This window comes from Flavobacterium sp., from assembly GCF_027531705.1.
In the GTDB taxonomy this organism is placed as follows: Bacteria; Bacteroidota; Bacteroidia; order Flavobacteriales; family Flavobacteriaceae; genus Flavobacterium.
The window spans coordinates 41,654-63,169 of sequence record NZ_JAPZSP010000008.1 but is presented as its reverse complement, the minus strand read 5'-3'; the positions used below and the strand labels follow the sequence as shown (position 1 = coordinate 63,169).

The following is a 21,516-nucleotide window of genomic DNA, read 5'->3' as shown; positions in this document are numbered from 1 at the left end:
TTAGAAGATTAAAGGTAAAATAAAATGAGCCATTATCAATCCGCCAAGAAAAAATCCGATTACTGCAATTAATGATGGTAATTGAAAGTTGCTCAAACCTGAAATTGCATGTCCAGAAGTACAACCACCAGCATACGGTGTTCCGAAACCTATTAAGAATCCGCCGAAAAGTAAGATGCAAAATCCTTTTACGGTTTTTACAGCATCTAAACTAAAAATCAAATCAGGAGCGATTTTACCATTGGGTGCATCAATTCCCATTGCGTTTAGACTAGCAATTGTTTTAGGATTTAGGTTAACAATATCGCTACTACTCATAAAATAATACGCAAAAAAACCACCTGCAATGGCACCTAATACAACGGCTAAATTCCATTTTTGTTCACGCCAATCAAAATCGAAATAATTACTCATTTTGCCAGCACCAGCCATCGAGCACATTGTTCTTAAATTAGATGACATTCCGAATGTTTTGCCAAAATAAGTTAATGTAAGCATAATCAACCCGATAATAAAACCTGAAATTGCCCAATGCCAAGTATGAAATAAAATATCCATTCCGATTATTTTTTTACAAAAATAAGCATAAGAATTATTTTTTCAAGGAAATCCGTTTATACTTTCAAATATTACTTTAATTTTGAATAAAATTTAAAAATTGACATGAAAAACTACGCATTAGAGCTAAAATGGGCTATAAATTTTAGCATTGCTTCACTACTTTGGATGATTCTTGAAAAAACGTTGGGTTGGCATGACCAATATTTAGCAAAACAAATGCTATATACCAATCTTTTCGCATTTGTAGCGATTGCAATTTTTGTTTTTGCTCTTTTAGAAAAAAAGAAAAAAGATTACAATGGTGTTATAACTTGGAAACAAGGTTTCATTTCGGGAATGATACTTTCGTTTATAATTGCTGTTTTTAGTCCGCTAGTAAATTATATAACTTACACTTATATAACACCTGGTTATTTTGACAAAATGATTAACCTAATTGTATCCGAAAAAAAGCAAACAATTGAACAAGTGACAGCACTTTACAATATGAAAAGTTTTATTTTTCAAGGAATTTCAAATAGTATGTCAATGGGTGTAACATTTGGCGCAATTGTTGCCTATTTTATTAAAACTAAAACAATTACAAATGAAAAATAATTTCATCTTATTATTACTGTTAAGCATTATATTTACTGGATGTGTTAGTACAAAATCAACTATTCAGAATATTGATAACAATGCTCCTATTCCAAAATTGACTAAAGAAAATACATTTGTTATTACCGAGTTTAGCAAAGACAAAAAATATGGTTATGACAAGGATTATCCAATAAATGTTTTTTATAGAAATGCGTCTAATGAAACAATAAACCAAGAGCGTTTTTTGAATGCATTAGTGGGTCCAAATGGTGAAAAATTGAACTATAAAAAATTAGAATCTTGTTGTCCGTTTCCAACTAAAAATAATACCGTTGGAGCAGCATTTTTAGATTTATATGAAATTACATGGCAAGGTCAAGAAAAACCAATTTTGCTCTATTTCAATATTTATGAAAAAGGTGCTTTGCTTGTTCCAGTTGGATTGACTTTGAAAAAGTAAGTTATCGACACGAATTACACGAATTTTCACGAACTACTTTGTGTTTCATTTCACTAAAAACTATGATGATTTATTTGTGAAATCAAATTATCACTAGGGCAATTTGTGCAAATTGTGTAATTTGTGTCTATTTTTATTTAACAACTCTGTAACATTGGCTACCAAACAGAAACTAATAAAATTTGTATCTTTGCACCTTCAAAACAACACTTATGAATTTACAAGACATTCCAAAAATAAAACATTTAGATAGCAACAACTTTTTCTTACTAGCTGGTCCTTGCGCTATTGAAGGCGAAGAAATGGCAATGAGAATTGCTGAAAAGTTGATTAATGTAACCGATAAACTTCAAATACCTTACGTTTTTAAAGGTTCTTTTAAAAAAGCAAATCGTTCGAGAATAGACAGTTTTTCTGGGATTGGCGACGAAAAAGCTTTGAAAATATTAAGAAAAGTTTCTGAAACATTTGATGTTCCGACTGTAACCGATATTCATACTAATGAAGATGCTGCGATGGCTGCCGAATATGTTGATGTGTTGCAAATTCCAGCGTTTTTGGTTCGTCAAACCGATTTGGTTGTAGCTGCTGCCAATACTGGTAAAGTTGTTAACTTGAAAAAAGGACAATTTATGAGTCCGGAAAGTATGAAACACGCCGTTCAAAAAGTTTTGGATTGTAATAATTCAAAAGTGATGGTTACAGATAGAGGAACGATGTTTGGTTACCAAGATATGATTGTAGATTATCGTGGCATTCCAACCATGCAACAATATGCTACAACAGTGCTTGATGTTACCCATTCTCTACAACAACCCAACCAAACGGCTGGTGTAACTGGCGGGCGACCAGACATGATAGAAACAGTTGCAAAAGCTGGAATTGCTGTTGGTGTTGACGGAATTTTTATTGAAACTCATTTTGATCCTGCAAATGCAAAAAGTGATGGTGCTAATATGTTGCACTTGGATTATTTTGAAGATTTAATGACCAAGTTAGTCGCTATTAGAAAAACAATAAATCAATTTTAAAATCAATGCCCTAGCCCAGATAGTAGCGGCATCCTTTTTCTTTTTTCTTTAAAAAGGAAAAGATAGAGCGGATAGCTGGATTAGCTTCTAAAAAAATGAAAACAAAATTTATTATTACTTGCCTTGTTGTTTTTACAACATTTATGAATGCTCAAGAAGTTTCATCTGAAAAATACACTGCTCACAACAAAGGAAAATTTTATATATTTTGGGGTGGAAATAGAGATTTTTACACCAACTCCGACATTACTTTTACTGGAAAAGATTACAAGTTTACATTAGAAAATGTTGAAGCACAAGATAAACCAAAAGGTTACCATGTCGATTATGTAAATCCGGCGAGAATGACGATTCCGCAAACGAATTTTAGAATGGGTTATTTTATTAATGACCATTATAACATTTCGCTTGGATTAGACCACATGAAGTATGTAATGACTCAAAATCAAGTGGTTAATTATACCGGGAATTACCAAAATGCAGGTTCCTACGGTGAAATACTACCAAATAATCAACTATTGTTAACCGAAGATTTCTTAACGTTTGAACACACGGATGGTTTGAATTATATAAACTCAGAATTTTGTAGATTTGATGATATTTCAAAATTATTTGGAATAAGAAATACCGATAAATTTCAAATTAACTTAACAGAAGGTTTAGGCGCTGGATTGTTATATCCGAAAACAAATGCTAAACTAATGCAACAAGAAAGGCATGATGATTTTCATGTGGCTGGTTATGGAATTTCGGCAAAAGCTGGTTTAAATTTTACTTTTTATAAATACTTTTTTATTCAAACAGAAATAAAAGGTGGTTATATCAATATGAATAGCATACAAACAACGTACAGAGAAACCGAAGACAAAGCAAGTCAAGATTTTAACTTTTCGGAAACGGTGATTGCTTTTGGTGGAATTTTTAGATTGTAAGTTAGAGATTTGAGATTAACACAAACTAATTGCTTCTCTGATTACATCTATCAAAATTTCAGTGTTTATTTCTTCTAAAGAAAAATAGCGTAACGACTTGAATGTATTGCGTTTATCACCAATTAGTAATTCCTGATTCTTTTGCAATTGATAGCCTTTGTTGAATGCTAAGTCAACGTATTTTCCCTTGTGACTGGCGTTTATAAAACAAAATGGTTTTCCGTTATGGTAATAGTAAGGAATTTTCCATTTGAAAAATAACTCAACGCCTGGCAATTCATTTTCTATTACAATTTGTAAATTCAGAATAATATCTCGATAGATTTCTGGTTGATTTAAGATGTATTCTTCAGCAGGTTTCATTAGTCGATTCCGTATTTGTCGATTAAATATACTAGAGAAGTCATAGCAGCGGCTCCAAGTTCTAATTCTCTTTTGTTTACTGCATCAAAAGTATCATTTGCTGCATGATGGTAATCAAAATAGCGTTGCGAATCGGGTGTTAAACCAGCTTTTACAATTTTTTGCGATTTTAATGGTCCAATATCTACACCCGAATGTCCTTTTCTGAAAAGATGAATTAAATAAGGTTCAAACAAGGTTTTCCAACTACTAATTTTGGTGAAATTTTCATCGTTTGCATCAATTGAAAATCCTCTTGGCGAAAATCCACCAGAATCGCTTTCGAGAGCAAAAATGTGATTTTCGTTATTTTTATTTGAAATCTCTTCATATTTATTGCCGCCACGAACACCATTTTCTTCGTTCATAAAAAGTACTGCTCTGATAGTGTTTTTGGGTTTATAATTCAGTTTTTTGAATATTTCTAAAACTTCCATACTTTGTACACAACCTGCGCCGTCATCGTGTGAACCGTCACCCAAATCCCATGAATCAAGATGACCACCAACTACTAAAATTTTATCAGGATTTTCAGAACCCGTAATTTCACCAATAACGTTATAAGAAAGTACATCGTCATGCGTTTCACAAGATTGTTTAAAAAAGAGTTGCGAATTTGGATTTGACTTCAACAATTGACTCAATTTTTCTGCACCATTGGTAGAAATCGCTGCAGCTGGAATTCTATTTTCTATCGGAACATCACCATAATTTGTCATTCCTGTATGAGGTAAATCGTCGAGTAATAAATTCATTGAACGCACAATTACGCCAACTGCTCCCAATTTCCCAGCTTCTCTTGCACCAGATGAACGTTGATCAACACAACTTCCGTAAGCGTGAAAGGTTTCTATAAATTCAGGATTCATAGGTCGGTTGAAAAAAATGATTTTGCCTTTTACTTTTTCGGTACCAAGAGAAGTTAATTCTTCAAGTGATTTTACTTCAATAACATTGGCTGTAATTCCTTTTTTGGGAGTTGCAACAGACAATCCTAAGGCACAAATTGGGAAATTATAAATTTGATCCGCTATTTTTAAATAAGCAATTTCTTTTTCGCCTCTAACCCACTTTGGCACCATTACTTCTTGAAGATAGACTTTATCTAAACCTAACTTTTCCATTTGATGCTTGGTATAAATCACCGCTTTATCAGCACCTTCTGAACCCGATAATCTTGAGCCAATAACATTAGACAAATCATCTAGCCATGAATAGCAATTACTATCTGTTAGAGCCACTTTGTGAATTTGCTTTAGCATTTCTTCATCGGTTTGGGAGAAAGAAATAGTTGAAGAAAGTAATAGAAAAAAGAAAAGGTTTTTCATTGTTATGAATTTTTCTCAAAAATAATTCAAAAAACAGTAGGTTGAACAAAAATATATTTTTAACTTTGCAATTCAAAGAACTTTTAAAAATGGAAACAAAAGATTATTTAAAAGATATTCAGGACATCAAATCGATGATGGCACAATCCTCTCAATTCATATCATTGAGCGGTTTTTCTGGAATTATTGCAGGTGTTTATGCCTTAATTGGTGCTTTTATAGCTAACCTTTTAATTGAAAACAGTACATCACAATATGTAACTTTAGAAAGTTCAACTTTTAAGAACTTAATTATAACGGCAGCAATTGTTTTGATTTTATCGATTGTAACTGCGTATATATTTACAGTAAGAAAAGCAAAGAAAATGAATGAGAAAGTTTGGAATCCAACTTCTAAACGATTGGTTGTCAATTTTTGCATTCCGTTAGTTACTGGTGGACTTTTTTCTTTTTTACTATTGAGAAATGGTTCTTATGGTCTTATTGTGCCTGTAATGCTTATATTTTATGGTTTGGCCTGCGTAAATGCAAGTAAATATACACTGCGCGATGTTCGCTATCTTGGATTGACTCAAGTAGCTTTGGGATTAGTAGCAACCGAATTTTCTGGTTATGGTTTGTACTTTTGGGCAATAGGTTTTGGTGTTTGTCATATACTTTACGGAAGTGTTATGCATTATAAATATGATAGAAATTAATTTTTGAGAAAGCAGAATTTAGAATGCAGAAATTAGACTTGTAAAAACATGAAAACCATTATACAAAATATTAACAAAGCCTTTGATCACCGAATACGTCTCGGGATTATGTCGGTATTAATGGTCAATGAAAGTGCCGATTTTAATATGCTCAAAGAATTGCTTGGTGTTACCGATGGAAATTTGGCATCACATACAAAAGCGTTAGAAGCTGAAAATTACATTCAAATAGAAAAACAATTTATTGGAAAAAAACCCAATACAAGATATATCGCAACACAAGATGGAAAGAAAGCTTTCACGGCTCATATCGATGCGCTTGAAAAATTAATTTCAAAAAGTTAACACTATTTTTTTATTAATTTACTTTGAATTTCAAAGTTCTTTTAAAAATTAAAATGAAAGATAAAATATTTGAAACCTTATACGAAATGACTAAAAAAAAATATCAAAAATATTTCAAGAAATCAATTCCGTGGAATATTAAACCTGACGAATTAATTGGATATGACGAGCAATCACTTGGTTTTCATTATGGAAATTTTATTCTAAAAAACAATTTTCAGATGCAACCCAAATTAGAAGATCATGATGTTTTTCATGTGTTAACAAACATAGGAACATCAGTTTCAGAAGAAATAGCCATGCAATATTTTTTACTCGGAAATGGCAAAAAAAGTTTGTATTTAGTTCTCGTTATTTTATCGGGAACTGCCTTCTATCCTACTCACTACAAACGCTTTTATGAATGTTATCAAAAAGGCAAAAAAGCACATCGTCTTTATGATTTAGAGTACCAAAAATTGCTATTGCAACCTATTTCAGTTTTAAAACAAACATTAAATATCAAATAAAAATTTAAAAACCATTAAGAACATTAAGTAAATTAAGTTCAAACTTAATAACCTTAACTTTCTAAATGGTTTAAAAATCAGAATATCAACTTTAAAATCAATACATTATGCAAAATTCAGAAACAGAAACTAACAAAAGTTTTTTTCAATCCACAACTGCCAAAATGATTATGGTTGGCTTGCTAACTTTAGTCTTGCTCATTCCGCTTTTCTTCGTTCAAGATTTGATAAGAGAACGAAATCTTCGCAAAAAAGAAGTCGTAACCGAAGTATCGGAACTTTGGGGAAAAGAAATCACTTTTTATGGACCAATTTTAAGAATTCCGTACAAATCTGTAACAGAAACTACGGTTGAAGACGAGAAAACTAAAAAGACAAGCATTCAGCGTTATACAAGTATTGAATACGCTTATTTTTTTCCAGAAAAACTAAACAATACTTCTGATGTCAAGAAAAATACTTCACTAAAAAGAGGTATTTATAACAACGTAGTTTTTACAGCTAACATGAAATTTGAGGGTAATTTTACCAAACCCAATTTTGAAAAACTCGAAATAAATGAAGCCGATGTACTTTGGGAAAAAGCATCTGTAATTGTCAAAACCACCAATCTGAAAAGCATCAAAAGTGATTTGAAAATAAAATTAAACAATCAGAATGAAGCTTTCGAATCAAAACCTGCTGAAGATACTTATTATGGCATTCTAGAAACCAATAGTTTTGATTATAAAGCATTGGCTACCAATAATAATATTGACTTCAATTTTACCATGAGTTACAACGGAAGCGACAGCATTCAGTTCATTCCAATTGGGAAAACCACTACTGTTAGTATCGATTCTGACTGGCAATCTCCAAGCTTTAATGGAAGTTTTGCTGCCAATAATTCGACCAAAAAAATCAGCAAAACGGGTTTTCATGCCGATTGGAAAATTTTAGACATCAATCGTTCTTTCTCTCAACAATACACTACCAAAGTGCCCGATTTGAACGAATATGTTTTTGGAGTAAAATTGCTCGAAACCGTCGATCAATACCAACAAAATGAACGTGCATCCAAATACGGTTTTCTTGTAATTGGCTTGACATTTTTAATCTTTTTCTTGATACAATCGGTTAGCAAAATCAACATTCATATCTTTCAATACACCATGATTGGAATTGCATTGGTGATGTTTTACACTTTATTGATTTCGATTACCGAACACAGTAGTTTTAGTTTAGCCTACGTCATTGCCGGTGTTTCCGTTGTTGGTTTGATAACACTTTATTCCGTTTCAATCCTAAAAAACAGAAAATTTCCAGCCTTTATCGGAATTTCACTTTCAGTACTTTACACCTTTATTTTCGTAATCATTCAACTTGAAGATTATGCTTTATTAGTGGGTAGCATCGGTTTGTTTGCCATCTTAGCAGCCGTAATGTACTTTTCTAGAAAAATTGAGTGGAAATAATTTAGGAGCGAATGGCTCGGGCATTTTAGTAAATGTAATTCCCGCTATCCGCGCTGCACGGCAGACTGCTCCTATCGGGGCTAAATAGCCAACCATTTGAATAAAAATCAAAACTCCGAAGGAACTTTCATTCTTTCGGAGTTTTAAATTTATATGGTAAGTACTTGAAAACTATTTACTAGTGACCACCACTTATTTTTTTGTCGAAATTGATACCTTGATCTTTCAAAATTCCGCTTACTTTCCAACCATAGAAAGCTAGATAAGCAAAACAAAGAACACCAACTATATAACTAGATTGAATTCCGATAGAGTCCGCAACAGTTCCTTGCAACCAGCTTACAATTCCTCCACCCATAATCATCATAATTAAGAAACTGCTTCCTTGGCTAGTGTGTTTTCCTAATCCGCTTACTGCTAACGTAAAAATACATGGCCATAATGTACTACAGAATAATCCAACACTAGTAATGGCATAAACACTAATCATTCCGTCTGTTGTCATACCAATTGCTAAAGCTAAAATTCCTAAAACTGAAAAAATTAGTAACATTCTGGCAGGGTTTCCTTTACTAGCAATATCAGCCAAGATTAATACAAGAATTATTAAACCATAAACATAAAATGGCGTTAAATCATGTTCCATAAATTTATTTACAGCCAAGAAAACACCAAAAGCTAAATATGGCGCAACAAATCGTAAAATCTTTTGCCAACTCATATTATCAGTAAAAGCTTCAACTGCGCCAGTCCAACGACCAATCATTAAACTTGCCCAATATAAAGAGATAAACGGAGCAATATCTTTAGTCAAGAAACCTAAGTTTTTCTCCATATAGGCTGGTAAATTACTTGCTGTAGAAACTTCAACACCAACATAAACAAATATGGCAATCATTCCCAAAATCAATTGTGGGTATTTTAAAGCTGAACTTCTTGAAGCTCCAGATTCTTCGGCAGATTCAACAACAGCAGCTGGTTTATCTGGCAAAGAAGACATTTTTAAAAGAATTGCTACTATTAAAAATGCAGCTCCTAAAACTAAATAAGGAACTTTTACACTTTCAATACTCATATCTGTATTTCCAGAAGAAGCAGCTCCAAAAATGGCAAAACTTACAATAAGCGGCCCAATTGTTGTTCCTAGATTATTGATTCCACCAGCTAAAGTTAAACGCTGAGAACCTGTAGTTATAGGCCCAAGTGCAATTGCCAATGGATTTGCCACTGTTTGTTGCAACGAAAACCCTAAAGCAACAATAAACAATCCTGAAAGCATTAATGGAAATGAACCTGTATTAGCAGCTGGATAAAACAATAAAGTTCCTAAAGCAGAAATAACCAATCCTAACGCTAATGAATTTTTGTATCCAATTCTATTGATTAAATCTCCTTTGGTTAGATAAGAAATTATCATATAAATAATTGAACCAACAGTATAAGCAACATAAAATGCTACTGAAACTAACTGACTTTGTCCTTGTGTTAAATCGAAAGCTTTTTTGAAAACGGGAATTAAAATATCATTACTTGCCGCAACAAATCCCCAAAAGAAGAATACGGTTACTAATGGAATAAATTGTGCCCAATTGGTTTTGGTTTGTTCTGAATTCATAGTTTGTTTGTTTATTTTGGTTATAAATTTTTCAAGTTGCTAAAATCTCATTTTAAATACTAAATAGTAAGAATGTGATAAAATAGCAAGATGAAATTTTTCATAAATATACATTTATATCATTTTACTGAATGAAAAGCAGGAATAAGTTATTAACGAAAACGATTTCATAACTTCATTTTTGAAGAATATTCAATAAAATTACAACGTTTGCGTAAAATTAGGAAGTAATTATTCCGATTTACTTATTTCTGTTCGTTTACTAACACCATTATTATTGAAAGCTTCTATCTGAAAATAGTAGGTATCGGTTCTGTCCATTCCTGTAAAAAAATAGTCGTTTTTCCCATAAACCATAATGCTTCCATATAATTTATCAGGAGATTTTCCGAAATAAATAACATAACCATCTGCATCTGGATTTTGTTGCCAACGAATCCATGAACTTCTTCTTTCTCCATTTTTAGAGGCATCAGCGCGTAAAGCAACGAATTTTTGAACCATTTCGGGTGCTTTGCCATTTCCATTTCCAAAAACTCTGAAACCACTTAATGCAAATTTTCCTGTTGGTATTTTGATATTTTCTAATTTTAAATATCTAGCTTTTGATGGGTTTTCCAATTCGATATAATCGTGTGGAACATCGGTTTTGTTTTGACTTTTATCTACAAGTGTTGTCCATTTTTTTCCGTCATTTGAAGCCAAAATTTTGTATTGATGATATTTACCTAATGTTTTTCCCATGAATTCAACATCTTGATCGGCATAGTTTATTTGGATGGCATTAATTGTTGAAACTTCACCTAAATCGGTTTGAAACCACTCGCCTTTTTCACCTGTTTTTGCAGACCAATAGGTTCGCATGTCTTCATCGACGGCATAGTTAGCTTGATTTCCTCCAAGAGTTGACAAAACTTGAACAGGTTTATTATAATTGAGCAACATCCAACCTGAAAATAATCCTTTTGTAAAATCTTTTTCTTTTGCAAATTCAGGCAATAATGTTGGATAATCGCCATAAGCTGTGTTGCAATACATGACATCATCTTTGTCAAAACCACTTGGCCAAATTCCGATTCGACGTTCAAAATTGTTTTTTTGTCCTAAAATAATGGTTGAAGTATGCCACCAATTCCCATAATTATCTTGATACGTTGCACCATGTCCAGCGCCACGAGCAAATCCTCCAGGTTTATACGAAAATGGATTGTGTTTTTGATAATTGAAACCTTCTAAAGGATTTTCACTAACATAAACTCCATCAGCATAGCCTGAAAACTCTGTTGCTGGTGCACCATATTGTAAATAATACTTGCTTTTATATTTGGTAACCCAAGCACCTTCCATAAAAGGTTGCAAGAATGTATTGTCGTTGTATTCGCCAAAACGTTCCCAACCATGATCGTTTGGTTTTAGAGAAATTAATGGTTTTATAAATCCATCTGATTGCAGTGTTTTTGTATTTAATTCTGTACCAATAAGTGGAAATTCGTTGCTTGAACCCCAATAAAGAAATAGTTTGTCTTTCTCTTCATCATAAAGAAAAGCTGGATCCCAAGCACCAACTTTTAGTGTATCAACTGCAATTTTCCAATCATCTTTGGTTGGATTTGTACTTTTCCATATTGGAAAATCTTTTTCATGTGTTGAGCCGTAAACATACAAAGTATCTTTCATGGCAAAAACTCCAGGAGCATTTAAATCGTGGGTGTATTTGTTGTCTAGAAGAAATTTACGGTAAATAAAATTCCAGTTGAGCATATTGTCGCTCCACCAATATCCTTCTTGATTGGTTGAAAACAAGAAATATTTTTTTTGAAAATTTACAATAACTGGATCTGCTGTTGCACGATGTTTGCCTTGTTCAGAAAACCATTTGAATGGTGTATAACCGTAGTCAATATTGATAGGATTGCAATAGGTTATCTGTTGAGAAATTGCGTTTTGGAACGAAAAGATGAATGTTAAGACTAGACTAGCCCTGATAGAAATGGAAAGCCAATTGTGTGAAAAATCTATTTTTTCTTGGCAAAAAAAAGCGACCCAAGAAGCTCTTTTTTTGTCATTAGAAAAAAAGGTTTTTGCACAATTGCTTGGAATGGATAGCAGGAAATAGCTCATAGAAAATACTATTTTAATTAAAGAACAAAAACCTTGAAAGTAGATATTCAAGGTCTTTGCAGCAACTTAACAATAATTAATTAACTAATTCAAAGGTTAATTTATTTTTAGTAGTCGAATCTGTTCCGATAAAAACTTCGAAGTTTCCTGGTTCGGCTACAAAATTTAAGTCTGAATTGTAGAACTTTAAATCTTCTACAGTAATTGGAAAAGAAATGGTTGTGGTTTCCCCTTTTTTGATTTCAACTTTTTCAAATCCTTTTAATTCTTTTACTGGTCTTGTCACTGAGCCCACCAAGTCTCTTGTATACATTTGAACCACTTCTTTTCCGTCAAAGTTTCCAGTGTTTTTCACATCAATAGAAACAGTAATTTTATCATTTGCAACCATTTTGGTGGAAGAAATCTTCATGTTGGAATACTCGAATTTTGTATAACTTAATCCGAAACCAAAAGGATACAAGGGTTCGTTTCGTTCATCGATATAATTTGATTTAAACTTTTCAAATTTTCCTTCACTATTTCCTAACGGACGACCCGTGTTTTTATAGCTATAGTAAATTGGAATTTGACCAACACTTCTAGGCCAAGTAGCCGTAAGTTTTCCAGATGGATTAACATCGCCAAAGAGCACATCTGAAATTGCTAATCCAGCTTCGCTACCTGGAAACCAAACATTTAGAATAGTTGAGAATTTTTCGTTTTCATCGACTAATACTAGTGGTCTTCCTGTAAATAAAACTAAAACGATAGGTTTTCCTGTTTTGGCAAGTTCTGAAATTAAATCTTTTTGTGCTTGAGGAATTTCTAAATTGGTTCGGCTACTACTTTCTCCACTCAATTCGGCACCTTCACCTATAACAGCAATAATAACATCTGCATTTTTACTAATTTCTAATGCTTCCTTTATCATTTCCTCTTTTGAACGATTGTCTCGAGGGATTTCTTTACCAAACATAGTAGCTTTTGCTTGAAAATCTGCATCATAATCTAGATTACTACCTTGTGCATATAAAACTTTAGCGGTTTTTCCAACAACCGATTTGAATCCGTTTAGAAATGAAACAGACTCATCTTGTTTGGTGGCAACACTCCAAGTTCCTGCCATGTTGACATTGGTATTGGCTAATGGTCCAACCACTGCAAAAGTTCCTTCTTTTTTTAGTGGTAAAACTTGCTTTTCGTTTTTGAGTAAGACCATAGATTCTGCTGCAACTTTTCGAGCGAAATTTCGGTTTTCTTGTGTGAAAATTTCGTTTTTGGCTCTATTTTCATCACAGTTTTTGTATGGATTATGAAAAAGTCCCAAGTCATATTTAGCTTCTAAAATGCGCTTGCAGGCATTGTCGATCGCTGATTCAGTAACTTTTCCTTCGGCTAAAGACTTTTTTAGAGTTGTTAATAAGCCTTCACCAACCATATCCATATCAATACCAGCATTCAGTGCAAGTGCAGAAACGGCTTGTAAGTCGCCCATACCATGATCAATCATTTCAGGTATTCCTGTATAATCAGTAACTAGAAAACCATTGAAATTCCATTGTTTCCTTAAAACAGTATCGAGCAACCATTTGTTACCCGTTGCAGGAATTCCATCAATTTCGTTAAAAGAAGCCATTACCGAACCAACACCAGCGTCGACCGCCGCTTTATATGGTGGAAAATATTCGTTATACATTTTGATACGACTCATATCTACAGTATTGTAATCTCTACCAGCTTCAGGTGCTCCGTACAAGGCAAAATGCTTTACACAAGAAAGGATTGACGTTGTTTTGGATAAATCATCATTTTGATAACCTGCCACCATTGCTTTTGCAATTTGACTTCCAAGAAAAGGATCTTCACCGCTACCTTCTGAAACTCTTCCCCAACGTGGATCTCTAGAAATATCAACCATTGGAGAAAATGTCCAATTAATCCCATCAGCACTTGACTCAATAGCTGCAATTCTTGCTGATTGTTTGATTAAATTCATATCCCATGTTGAAGAAACGCCAAGTGGAATTGGAAAAGTAGTTTGATAACCATGAATTACATCCATTCCAAAAATTAGAGGAATTTTTAACCTACTTTTCTCGATAGCAATTTTCTGAACTTCTCTTATTTTTGCTACAGTTTTGATATTAAATAACCCTCCAACTTTTCCTTCTTCAATTTTTTTGGCGATATCAGAACTTTTGGCTTGACCTGTTGTTATATCTCCAGATGAAGGCAAATTTAGCTGTCCTAATTTTTCTTCTAAAGTCATCTTAGACATTAACTCCTTAATAAAAATATCTTTAGGAGCAATTGTCACAGGCTTTGATGCTTTTTTTTGTGCATTGGAAGTTAAAAAACTTACCAAAAATATAAATAAGAGAAAACTATTTTTCATATAATAATTCTAAAATCCGTGTTGTGTTGATGAAAATCCTAAACTTATTAATCCGCTTTTAACATCGGGTGCTTGCATAAATAAATTCCATAATAAACCCGTTCTATAATTTTCAATCATTGGTACAATTGTACCTTGATCTATTGCTAGATAACGAGGCGTTTTCCAAATGTATTCAGGTGAAAAAGCATCATAAGGTCCTGCTACACCCACATATCTTGCTCTGTGTTCGGCATATAGGTATTTTAAAAACTTCATACTTTCTACTGGTGTATAAGGGAAATTTGATAAAGCCGCAGTTGGAGTGATGACTCCTTTGTCATTATTAGGTTGATGTGCAGTATATCCTGTAGAACCATTAGAATTTCTGGTATACGAAGCCGTTAATCCCCAACATTTATCTGAATAATCAGTGAAACTTCCTGGATTTGCTTTACAATGTTCTAACATAATTTTGGCGTGATTTTGATTCAAACTCCAATAATCTGCATACTGATCTGTCAAACCTCTTGGATCTAATCCTAAATGAGAATAATGTGCCCAAAACATAGGACCAACATTACCACTAGCACCATTATGGTTGAAAATAACTGGAATTCCAAATCGTTGTGCTGTACTTTTTATACCGCCATTTCTTGCCCAACCCTGCGTATAAGGATTATTGTTACTAATTGGATGTGTTGGAGAAGCTTTTGCTAAAACATAAACAATCAATGCTTCATTATAACCTTCCAATTTAAAATTCATAATCCAGCCTTTGTCAGGTGACCAATGCCAATACAATACATTTTCTCCTTTGGTGTACCAATCCCATTCAACACCTTTCCACAAATCATCTGCTTTAATGGCGAGAGCTTGTTCTTCTGTATTTCCGTTTTTAAAGTATTCTCTAACAGTAATTAGACCTTGACACAAAAAGGCCGTTTCTACTAAATCTCCGCCATTGTCATTTGTTCCAAACGGAATGACATCGCCATTTGTACCATTCATCCAATGCGGCCATGCACCGTGAAATCTATCTGCAGTTTCAAGAAAATTTAATGCTGTTGTAAGTCTAGAAACAGCTTCTGCCCTATTGACAAAACCTCGTTCTACACCTGCAATAATAGTCATTAAACCAAAACCTGAACCACCAGTAGTAACAATATTGGCATCGTTGGTAGGATCGTCGGTATGATAACGTTCTTTAGCTAGTTTGGAAACTGGATGTGCATATTCCCAAAAATATTTAATACATTCTTTTTGAACCAAATCTAAAGCATCACTATCAGAAATTGGAGTAACAGGGTCGTTTATAATAGGAATTACAGGTTCTTCTGGTGTTACAACAACTGGTGTTTCAGTAGTTTTATCTGAACTTGTACAAGAAGTACAAGAAAGCAATAAATTTAATGTTATTATAGCTATTAGAGATTTCATATAGTTAGATTTGTTTTAAAAAACCTCATAGAAATAATCTATCTATGAGGTTTTTACTAAATAATAAAATTTAAAAAAAATTATCTTCCTGCTTTTTCAAGTTCATAAAGAGCATTGATGTCAGCAGCATTTAATGCTTTTTTCCATACACGGATTTCATCAACATTTCCTGTCATTGGTTTTTGCCATCCATCAGGTGCAAGACCACCAGGAATGTTAGTCCCAAAAGCGCCAATTATAGGTTTTGTAGGTGTAAAAAAGCTAAATGCCCCAGGGCTAGCTGTTCTATCTTCCCATTTAACATTTGATATTCTTTGCCCATTAGAATATACTTTGAATTTTTTTGTTGTTCCATCCCAAGTACAAACTAAATGAGCCCAAGTACCAGCAACCTTATTTGCATTTTTTTCATGTCCAGCAATTATATCTTCTGGGCTTGGCTTAGGTTGGTTGGCAACATCCTGCCAATTACTTGATAAATCAAGATTTTTAGTAACAGATAACCCTTTAACTTGTAATGTGTCACCACCCCAATTTCCTGTTTCAGCCATCAATGTAAAATTTCCAGCCCAATGCGTTGAAGTTCCTTCTAATCTTGATAATTGAAATAATGAAGTTGCATGAGCATTTGCAGTTCCTTTATTACTTGAAACTTTCGCCCACAAACTAATTGTCATATTAGGGATATTATTCAAAGAAGCTATCTCAGGAAATGTCATATATCCATCTACAAGTTTAGCGCCTTGTCCTTTGGCACCAGTCTCCCATGTTGTTCCAACAGTTGTTGCTGGAGCAGTATTTGATTTAGCTTCAACACCTGTACCATTCAATGGCCAATAAGCAACTAAATCTGCTGCTCCTACTTCATCTGCGCTGTTAAATCCTCCAATTGGTGGTAATGTTGGTGTAGATTCATCATCATCTCCACAGCTAACTAGTGATGTAAAAGCAATTCCAAATGCTAATGCGCCTAATAAAATTTTGTTTGTTTTCATAATTTTAATGTTTAAAAATGTTAATTAATTTATTGTTGATTTTAATATCCTGGGTTTTGTAATAATCTACCGCCGCTTTTTATTAATTCATCAGCTGGTATTGGAAAAACTTCATGTTTTCCTGTAATAAAGGTTTTACCATCTGCAGCCATCTTGGAAACTGCTCTACCTGTTCTAATTAAATCGAACCAACGATCATACTCCATTGCCATTTCCCATCTTCTTTCGTCTAATAATTGGTCCATTGTTATAGAAGTTACATCGGCTAAACCTGTTCTTTCTCTAATTTCGTTTACTCTATCTACTGCTTCGGGTTCATTACCTAGATTTAGTGCTGCTTCAGCTCTAATTAATAATAAATCACTGTACTTTAGTATTCTATGATTTTTAGCGGTGTTTCCACGATTTCCGTCCCATGATTCGGAAATACTACTTTGATATGCTTTATAATTATATCTTGGATTAGTCCATGAAGTCGGTGCAATAAAACCATCCCAAAGTGTAGAAGGTACAAACATAATTGTTGCTGCTTTACGAACATCACCTGCTAAATATGAATTAGTAAGATTTAATGATGGTGAATTGAATCCCCAACCAAGATCTGGTGTTCCTCTTGGACCTTGCACATTAGTATAATCAACAAGACCATTTGTTAGTGATGCTTGTACTTCATATATAGATTCCGATTTGTTTTCTCCAACTTCTCTCCATACATCTTCATAATTTCCTAGTAAATCATATTGATTAGAATTAATAACATTACCAGCCATATCAAAAGATTGTTGCCATTTTTGTTGGTATAAATATACTTTTGCCAATAGTGCTTGAGCTGCACCTTTTGAAGCTCTACCAGTATCATTCGATGAATATTGTCCTTTTAATGGTAGTTTATCAATAGCATCTAGTAAGTCTGTTTCAATTTGCAAATAAGTCTCTTCTTTTGATTTTCTTGTATAAACTGTAGCATTAATTTCTTCAACATTATTTATATCCACAACTTTTGCAACAATGGGCACACCACCATAACATCTTACTAAATCAAAATAAAACAAAGCTCTTAAAAATTTTGTTTCACCAATCAATCTATTTTTAAGCGATTCCGAAATTTGAAGCTGATTTAGGTAAAACAAAGCTGTATTCGCTCTATAAATCCCTTCATAGCGACCATTCCAAACATCTTTGATAGAAATATCACTTGCTTCAAAAGTAAGATTGTCCATTTTATGTTTGTCGGAGCCTGAATCACTTGGAGTTGAACCTTTATCTGCATCATCAGATGTTATACTCGTCATTCCAATCCAAGGAAACGAATACATGTTATAACTTAATTGTTTTTCGTAAACTCCATTAACTAACTTGATAGCATTATCTGGGTTATTTAGAAAATCATCTTCCGTAAGATTATCTGTTCTTACTACATCTAAATCAGACTCACATGAAGCAAATAATACTAACGAGAATACAACTGTTACTATATATTTATGATTTTTCATTTTATTAAATTTAATTTTTTGAATATGCATTAAACACATCTTATAGATTGACATTTAAACCAACTAAAAATGTTTTATTGGTTGGATATGCATCCAATTCAATTCCGGCAGTTCCCAGTGGATCAGCATTTTTATCTCCAACAATTTCAGGTGAATAACCGCTATATTTTGTAAAAATAAATGGATTTATAGCTGTAAAATACAATCTTACTTTATCAATATTTTCAGAAACTTTTGGTAAAGTATAACCTATTGTAATATTATTAATTCTGAAAAAAGAGCCATCTTCAATATAATAAGTTGAAGCTACTGGAATTTCATTACTAGGTTTTGGATTAACCGCATTTGGGCTTGAAGGTAACCAGAAACTATCTAATAAAGATGCTTCAATATTTTCGCCACCAAATCGTTGGGCTTTTTTTCCATTATAGATTTTATTTCCACCAACTCCATAACCTGAAACTGTTAAATCAACTTTCTTAAAATTTATAGTTAGGTTTGTACCATAAGTTAAATTTGGGATATAAGAACCTGCATTTACTCTTTCAGAACCATAAGTAAAAGCACCATCACTATTAAAACCAGTTGTTGGATATACATAAAAACTTCCTAATGCCTCACCTACAAGAACTTGCTTAGTAGTTTGACCATTACCCAACGAACCTCCTATATAATCTGCAAAATAAGAATTTGAAACCTCTTTAAGCTTATTAGTATTATTAGAAACATTCCCTCCAATAGAATAGGACCAATTATCGTTAATTTTCTTGTCCCAATTAAGAGATAATTCAACTCCAGTATTGTTAACAACACCAGTATTTACATAGACCGAATTAGGAGATAAAACTGTAGGTAATTTAACAGGCAAAATAACATTAGACGAATTTCTATTATAATATTCAATTGTCCCTGTAAGATTTTCAAAAAGTTTAAAGTCTAAGGCAAAATCAACTTCTTTCATTGTTTCCCAAGATAAATTTGGATCTACAACATTTGGGACATTTAATCCAGAATTAATTGCCTGATTATCTCCAAAAGTGTAATTAGAACCATTAAATGTAATTGAATTTAAAGATGCTCCAGTATTACTATTACCAACCTCACCGTATCCTGCTCTAAGTTTTAAAAAATTAATAATAGAATTGTTCATGAGAAAATTTTCTTTACTTATAACCCAACCAGCTGATATTGCAGGGAAAATTGCCCATTTTTTGGCACTTTGAAAATTACTTACTCCTTCTCTTCTAACAATAGCAGAAACAATATATTTGTCATCGTATTCATATTCCGCTCTAGTAAAATAAGAAATAGAAACTATAGGTGTGTCAATACTATTTTTTACACTTTCGTTAGGAGCTATCAAATCATTATTTGAAGATAAATTCAAATTCCAATAACTTTCTTGCTCTGGAACATTTGTTCGTTTTCCTATTAGAAAATCTTTTTGTCCCTTAGTAGTTCTAGACATACCAACTACAATTTTCACATCGTTTTTATTAAACTGTTTATGAAAAGTAGCGTAATTATCCCAGTTCCAACTGTATCCTTCTTCTCTAGTTTGTTCTAGAGTGTTCATAATTGGTGTTTTTACACCAAATGTATTTATGTAATCTTGTACAGTCTGTGTTGCATTTGTAGTCAGATAGATATCTCTGTTTGATGAATAATTATATTTTTTAAGCGTATAATATGACATTCCAAAATTGGAATTATAAACAATGTTTTTATGCAATTTTAATTCAACTCCAACATTTCCAAATAAATTTAGACTTCTTTGTTTTTCATTAAATAAATCTAACTGAGCAACTGGATTGGCAACATTATTAAACCTATCGCTACCATTAATATCAATTAAACCAGTGTCTTTATTTAAAATTGGTTGTCCGTAGCGACCATTAGGAAAAAATACAGGAACTATTGGTGATTGTTTATAAGCATTTGTAAAAGCACTCAAAGGTTTGTTAGCGCTATTACTAATAGTAAAATTAAGATTCTGCGTTACTTTTAATTTAGAATCTAGGGCTTTAAATTCATTTCTTGAATTCAAATTAGTTCTTTCAAAATTAGTTCCGTTCAAAATACCTTTTTCTTTATAATTGGTAGCTCCGAAAAAATAATTAGCATTTTCAGAAGCACCCGAAACAGAAACAGAATTATTTATTGTTTCTCCAGTTGAAGTTATTTCTTTTAACCAATTGGTATTATTTGGCTGATTAAAGTTAAAATAAGAAGCAGAACCTAATGCAGTATTATTGTAATATGCATACAAATAAGAATCACCTAACTCAACCTCACGTTGAATAAATTTTTTACCTATAAAAGAAGAATAATTTACTTTTACATCACCTTTTTTACCTTTTTTAGTAGAAATAATTACAACTCCATTAGATCCTTTTTGTCCGTAAATTGCAAGAGAAGATGCATCTTTTAAAATGTCTATAGTAGCAATATCATTTGGACTCAAACCGTTTAAACCATTAGTTTCTAAACCATCTATAATATACAAAGGATCTCTTCCTCCTAATACTGTACCTAAACCTCTTATACGGATTGAAGGATTTGAACCTGGTTCATCATTAGCAACAATGTTCACACCTGCTGCCTTACCTTGAATGGCTTGAATTGCCGATTGTGCAGGTGTTTTAGTTATATCTTCGGATTTTATTTGAACTACTGAACCAGTTATTGAACCTTTCTTTTTTGTTCCATAACCAACCACAACAACGTCTTGCAATGTAGTCGTTTCTTCTTTGAGTCTTACTGACATGTCTTGACTTGCGGAGACTGTAACTGCTGTATAACCAATCATAGAAATTTTTAGGTTATCACCTGCTTTTCCATTGATAATAAAATTACCATCAAAATCAGAAGAAGCACTACTCAACCCATTTGTGTTGGTAACATTTGCACCAGGTATTGGCATTCCTTTATCGTCAATTATATTCCCTTTTATAGTTTGAGAAAAGGACTGAAATGATGCGAGAAATACTAATAAAATAATAGAAATATTTTTCATATATAATTATGTATATTTTAACATACACAAATATACTAATTACATCGATATAGTTGCAATTGAGAAATCACTACACGAGTACATCATATTTGACATTAAAAAAATTAAAATATTAATTTTCAGTATTTTAATTTAAATAAAAAACAAAAATAACCTATCAAAATAAATTAAATTGATGTAG

The 21,516-nt window shown here is 32.6% G+C and carries 18 protein-coding genes; 8 read left to right on the top strand and 10 right to left on the bottom strand.

Annotated elements, in window-relative coordinates:
* On the bottom strand, positions 1 to 558 hold the full coding sequence (locus tag O9267_RS03445) for a YeeE/YedE thiosulfate transporter family protein (protein WP_298175997.1): 558 nt from the start codon (positions 556 to 558) through the stop codon (positions 1 to 3).
* Positions 559 to 663: 105 nt separating this feature from the next.
* Here O9267_RS03445 and O9267_RS03440 point away from each other — a divergent pair, with 105 nt between their 5' ends.
* The 4 genes from O9267_RS03440 to O9267_RS03425 all read left to right on the top strand — a co-directional run bounded on the left by O9267_RS03440 (position 664) and on the right by O9267_RS03425 (position 3,563).
* Entirely contained in the window at positions 664 to 1,158 is a 495-nt protein-coding gene (locus O9267_RS03440; protein WP_298175995.1) for a DUF4199 domain-containing protein, read from the top strand.
* Positions 1,148 to 1,600, top strand: coding sequence for a 2-dehydro-3-deoxyphosphooctonate aldolase (locus tag O9267_RS03435; RefSeq protein ID WP_298175992.1), 453 nt, complete (start codon positions 1,148 to 1,150; stop codon positions 1,598 to 1,600). The genes O9267_RS03440 and O9267_RS03435 overlap by 11 nt, the downstream gene beginning before the upstream one ends.
* A gap of 212 nt (positions 1,601 to 1,812) precedes the next feature.
* The gene (gene kdsA, locus O9267_RS03430) at positions 1,813 to 2,631 is read left to right on the top strand and encodes a 3-deoxy-8-phosphooctulonate synthase (RefSeq protein WP_298175990.1); all 819 of its coding nucleotides are present in this window, start codon (positions 1,813 to 1,815) and stop codon (positions 2,629 to 2,631) included.
* A gap of 95 nt (positions 2,632 to 2,726) precedes the next feature.
* Positions 2,727 to 3,563 carry a hypothetical protein gene (locus O9267_RS03425; RefSeq protein ID WP_298175989.1) on the top strand — a complete coding sequence of 279 codons (837 nt, stop codon included), beginning with the start codon at positions 2,727 to 2,729 and terminating at the stop codon, positions 3,561 to 3,563.
* 15 nt (positions 3,564 to 3,578) lie between these two features.
* On the opposite strand, the gene O9267_RS03420 is transcribed toward O9267_RS03425, so the two are convergent.
* Positions 3,579 to 3,926, bottom strand: coding sequence for a DUF1801 domain-containing protein (locus O9267_RS03420; protein ID WP_298175986.1), 348 nt, complete (start codon positions 3,924 to 3,926; stop codon positions 3,579 to 3,581).
* Positions 3,926 to 5,293: a M28 family peptidase gene (locus O9267_RS03415; RefSeq protein WP_298175984.1), complete on the bottom strand. Its 1,368-nt coding sequence runs from the start codon at positions 5,291 to 5,293 to the stop codon at positions 3,926 to 3,928. The genes O9267_RS03420 and O9267_RS03415 overlap by 1 nt, the downstream gene beginning before the upstream one ends.
* An 89-nt stretch (positions 5,294 to 5,382) precedes the next feature.
* Between O9267_RS03415 and O9267_RS03410 the strand changes: the two genes are divergently transcribed.
* The 4 genes from O9267_RS03410 (at position 5,383) to creD (ending at position 8,299) form a co-directional block, all read left to right on the top strand.
* Positions 5,383 to 5,991: a hypothetical protein gene (locus tag O9267_RS03410; protein WP_298175982.1), complete on the top strand. Its 609-nt coding sequence runs from the start codon at positions 5,383 to 5,385 to the stop codon at positions 5,989 to 5,991.
* 48 nt (positions 5,992 to 6,039) lie between these two features.
* Complete coding sequence (locus O9267_RS03405; RefSeq protein WP_298175980.1) at positions 6,040 to 6,336, top strand: transcriptional regulator; 297 nt, start codon at positions 6,040 to 6,042, stop codon at positions 6,334 to 6,336.
* A gap of 53 nt (positions 6,337 to 6,389) precedes the next feature.
* A complete protein-coding gene (locus O9267_RS03400) occupies positions 6,390 to 6,845 on the top strand; it encodes a Coq4 family protein (RefSeq protein WP_298175978.1) in 456 nt (151 codons plus the stop codon).
* A 107-nt stretch (positions 6,846 to 6,952) separates the two neighbouring features.
* Entirely contained in the window at positions 6,953 to 8,299 is a 1,347-nt protein-coding gene (gene creD, locus O9267_RS03395) for a cell envelope integrity protein CreD (RefSeq protein WP_298175975.1), read from the top strand.
* A 178-nt stretch (positions 8,300 to 8,477) separates the two neighbouring features.
* Here the strand turns inward: creD and O9267_RS03390 are convergent, their stop codons facing one another.
* From O9267_RS03390 to O9267_RS03360, 7 genes are all read right to left on the bottom strand, one after another.
* Positions 8,478 to 9,914, bottom strand: coding sequence for a sugar MFS transporter (locus O9267_RS03390; RefSeq protein WP_298175973.1), 1,437 nt, complete (start codon positions 9,912 to 9,914; stop codon positions 8,478 to 8,480).
* A gap of 231 nt (positions 9,915 to 10,145) precedes the next feature.
* Positions 10,146 to 12,035 carry a discoidin domain-containing protein gene (locus O9267_RS03385; protein WP_298175971.1) on the bottom strand — a complete coding sequence of 630 codons (1,890 nt, stop codon included), beginning with the start codon at positions 12,033 to 12,035 and terminating at the stop codon, positions 10,146 to 10,148.
* 76 nt (positions 12,036 to 12,111) lie between these two features.
* Positions 12,112 to 14,412: a beta-glucosidase BglX gene (bglX, locus tag O9267_RS03380; RefSeq protein WP_298175968.1), complete on the bottom strand. Its 2,301-nt coding sequence runs from the start codon at positions 14,410 to 14,412 to the stop codon at positions 12,112 to 12,114.
* Between the two features lie 9 nt (positions 14,413 to 14,421).
* On the bottom strand, positions 14,422 to 15,831 hold the full coding sequence (locus O9267_RS03375) for a glucoamylase family protein (RefSeq protein ID WP_298175966.1): 1,410 nt from the start codon (positions 15,829 to 15,831) through the stop codon (positions 14,422 to 14,424).
* An 80-nt stretch (positions 15,832 to 15,911) separates the two neighbouring features.
* Positions 15,912 to 16,826 carry a LamG-like jellyroll fold domain-containing protein gene (locus O9267_RS03370; protein ID WP_298175964.1) on the bottom strand — a complete coding sequence of 305 codons (915 nt, stop codon included), beginning with the start codon at positions 16,824 to 16,826 and terminating at the stop codon, positions 15,912 to 15,914.
* Between the two features lie 41 nt (positions 16,827 to 16,867).
* The gene (locus O9267_RS03365; protein ID WP_298175962.1) at positions 16,868 to 18,319 is read right to left on the bottom strand and encodes a RagB/SusD family nutrient uptake outer membrane protein; all 1,452 of its coding nucleotides are present in this window, start codon (positions 18,317 to 18,319) and stop codon (positions 16,868 to 16,870) included.
* Positions 18,320 to 18,359: 40 nt separating this feature from the next.
* Positions 18,360 to 21,335 carry a SusC/RagA family TonB-linked outer membrane protein gene (locus O9267_RS03360; protein WP_298175960.1) on the bottom strand — a complete coding sequence of 992 codons (2,976 nt, stop codon included), beginning with the start codon at positions 21,333 to 21,335 and terminating at the stop codon, positions 18,360 to 18,362.
* Positions 21,336 to 21,516 lie beyond the last annotated feature (181 nt).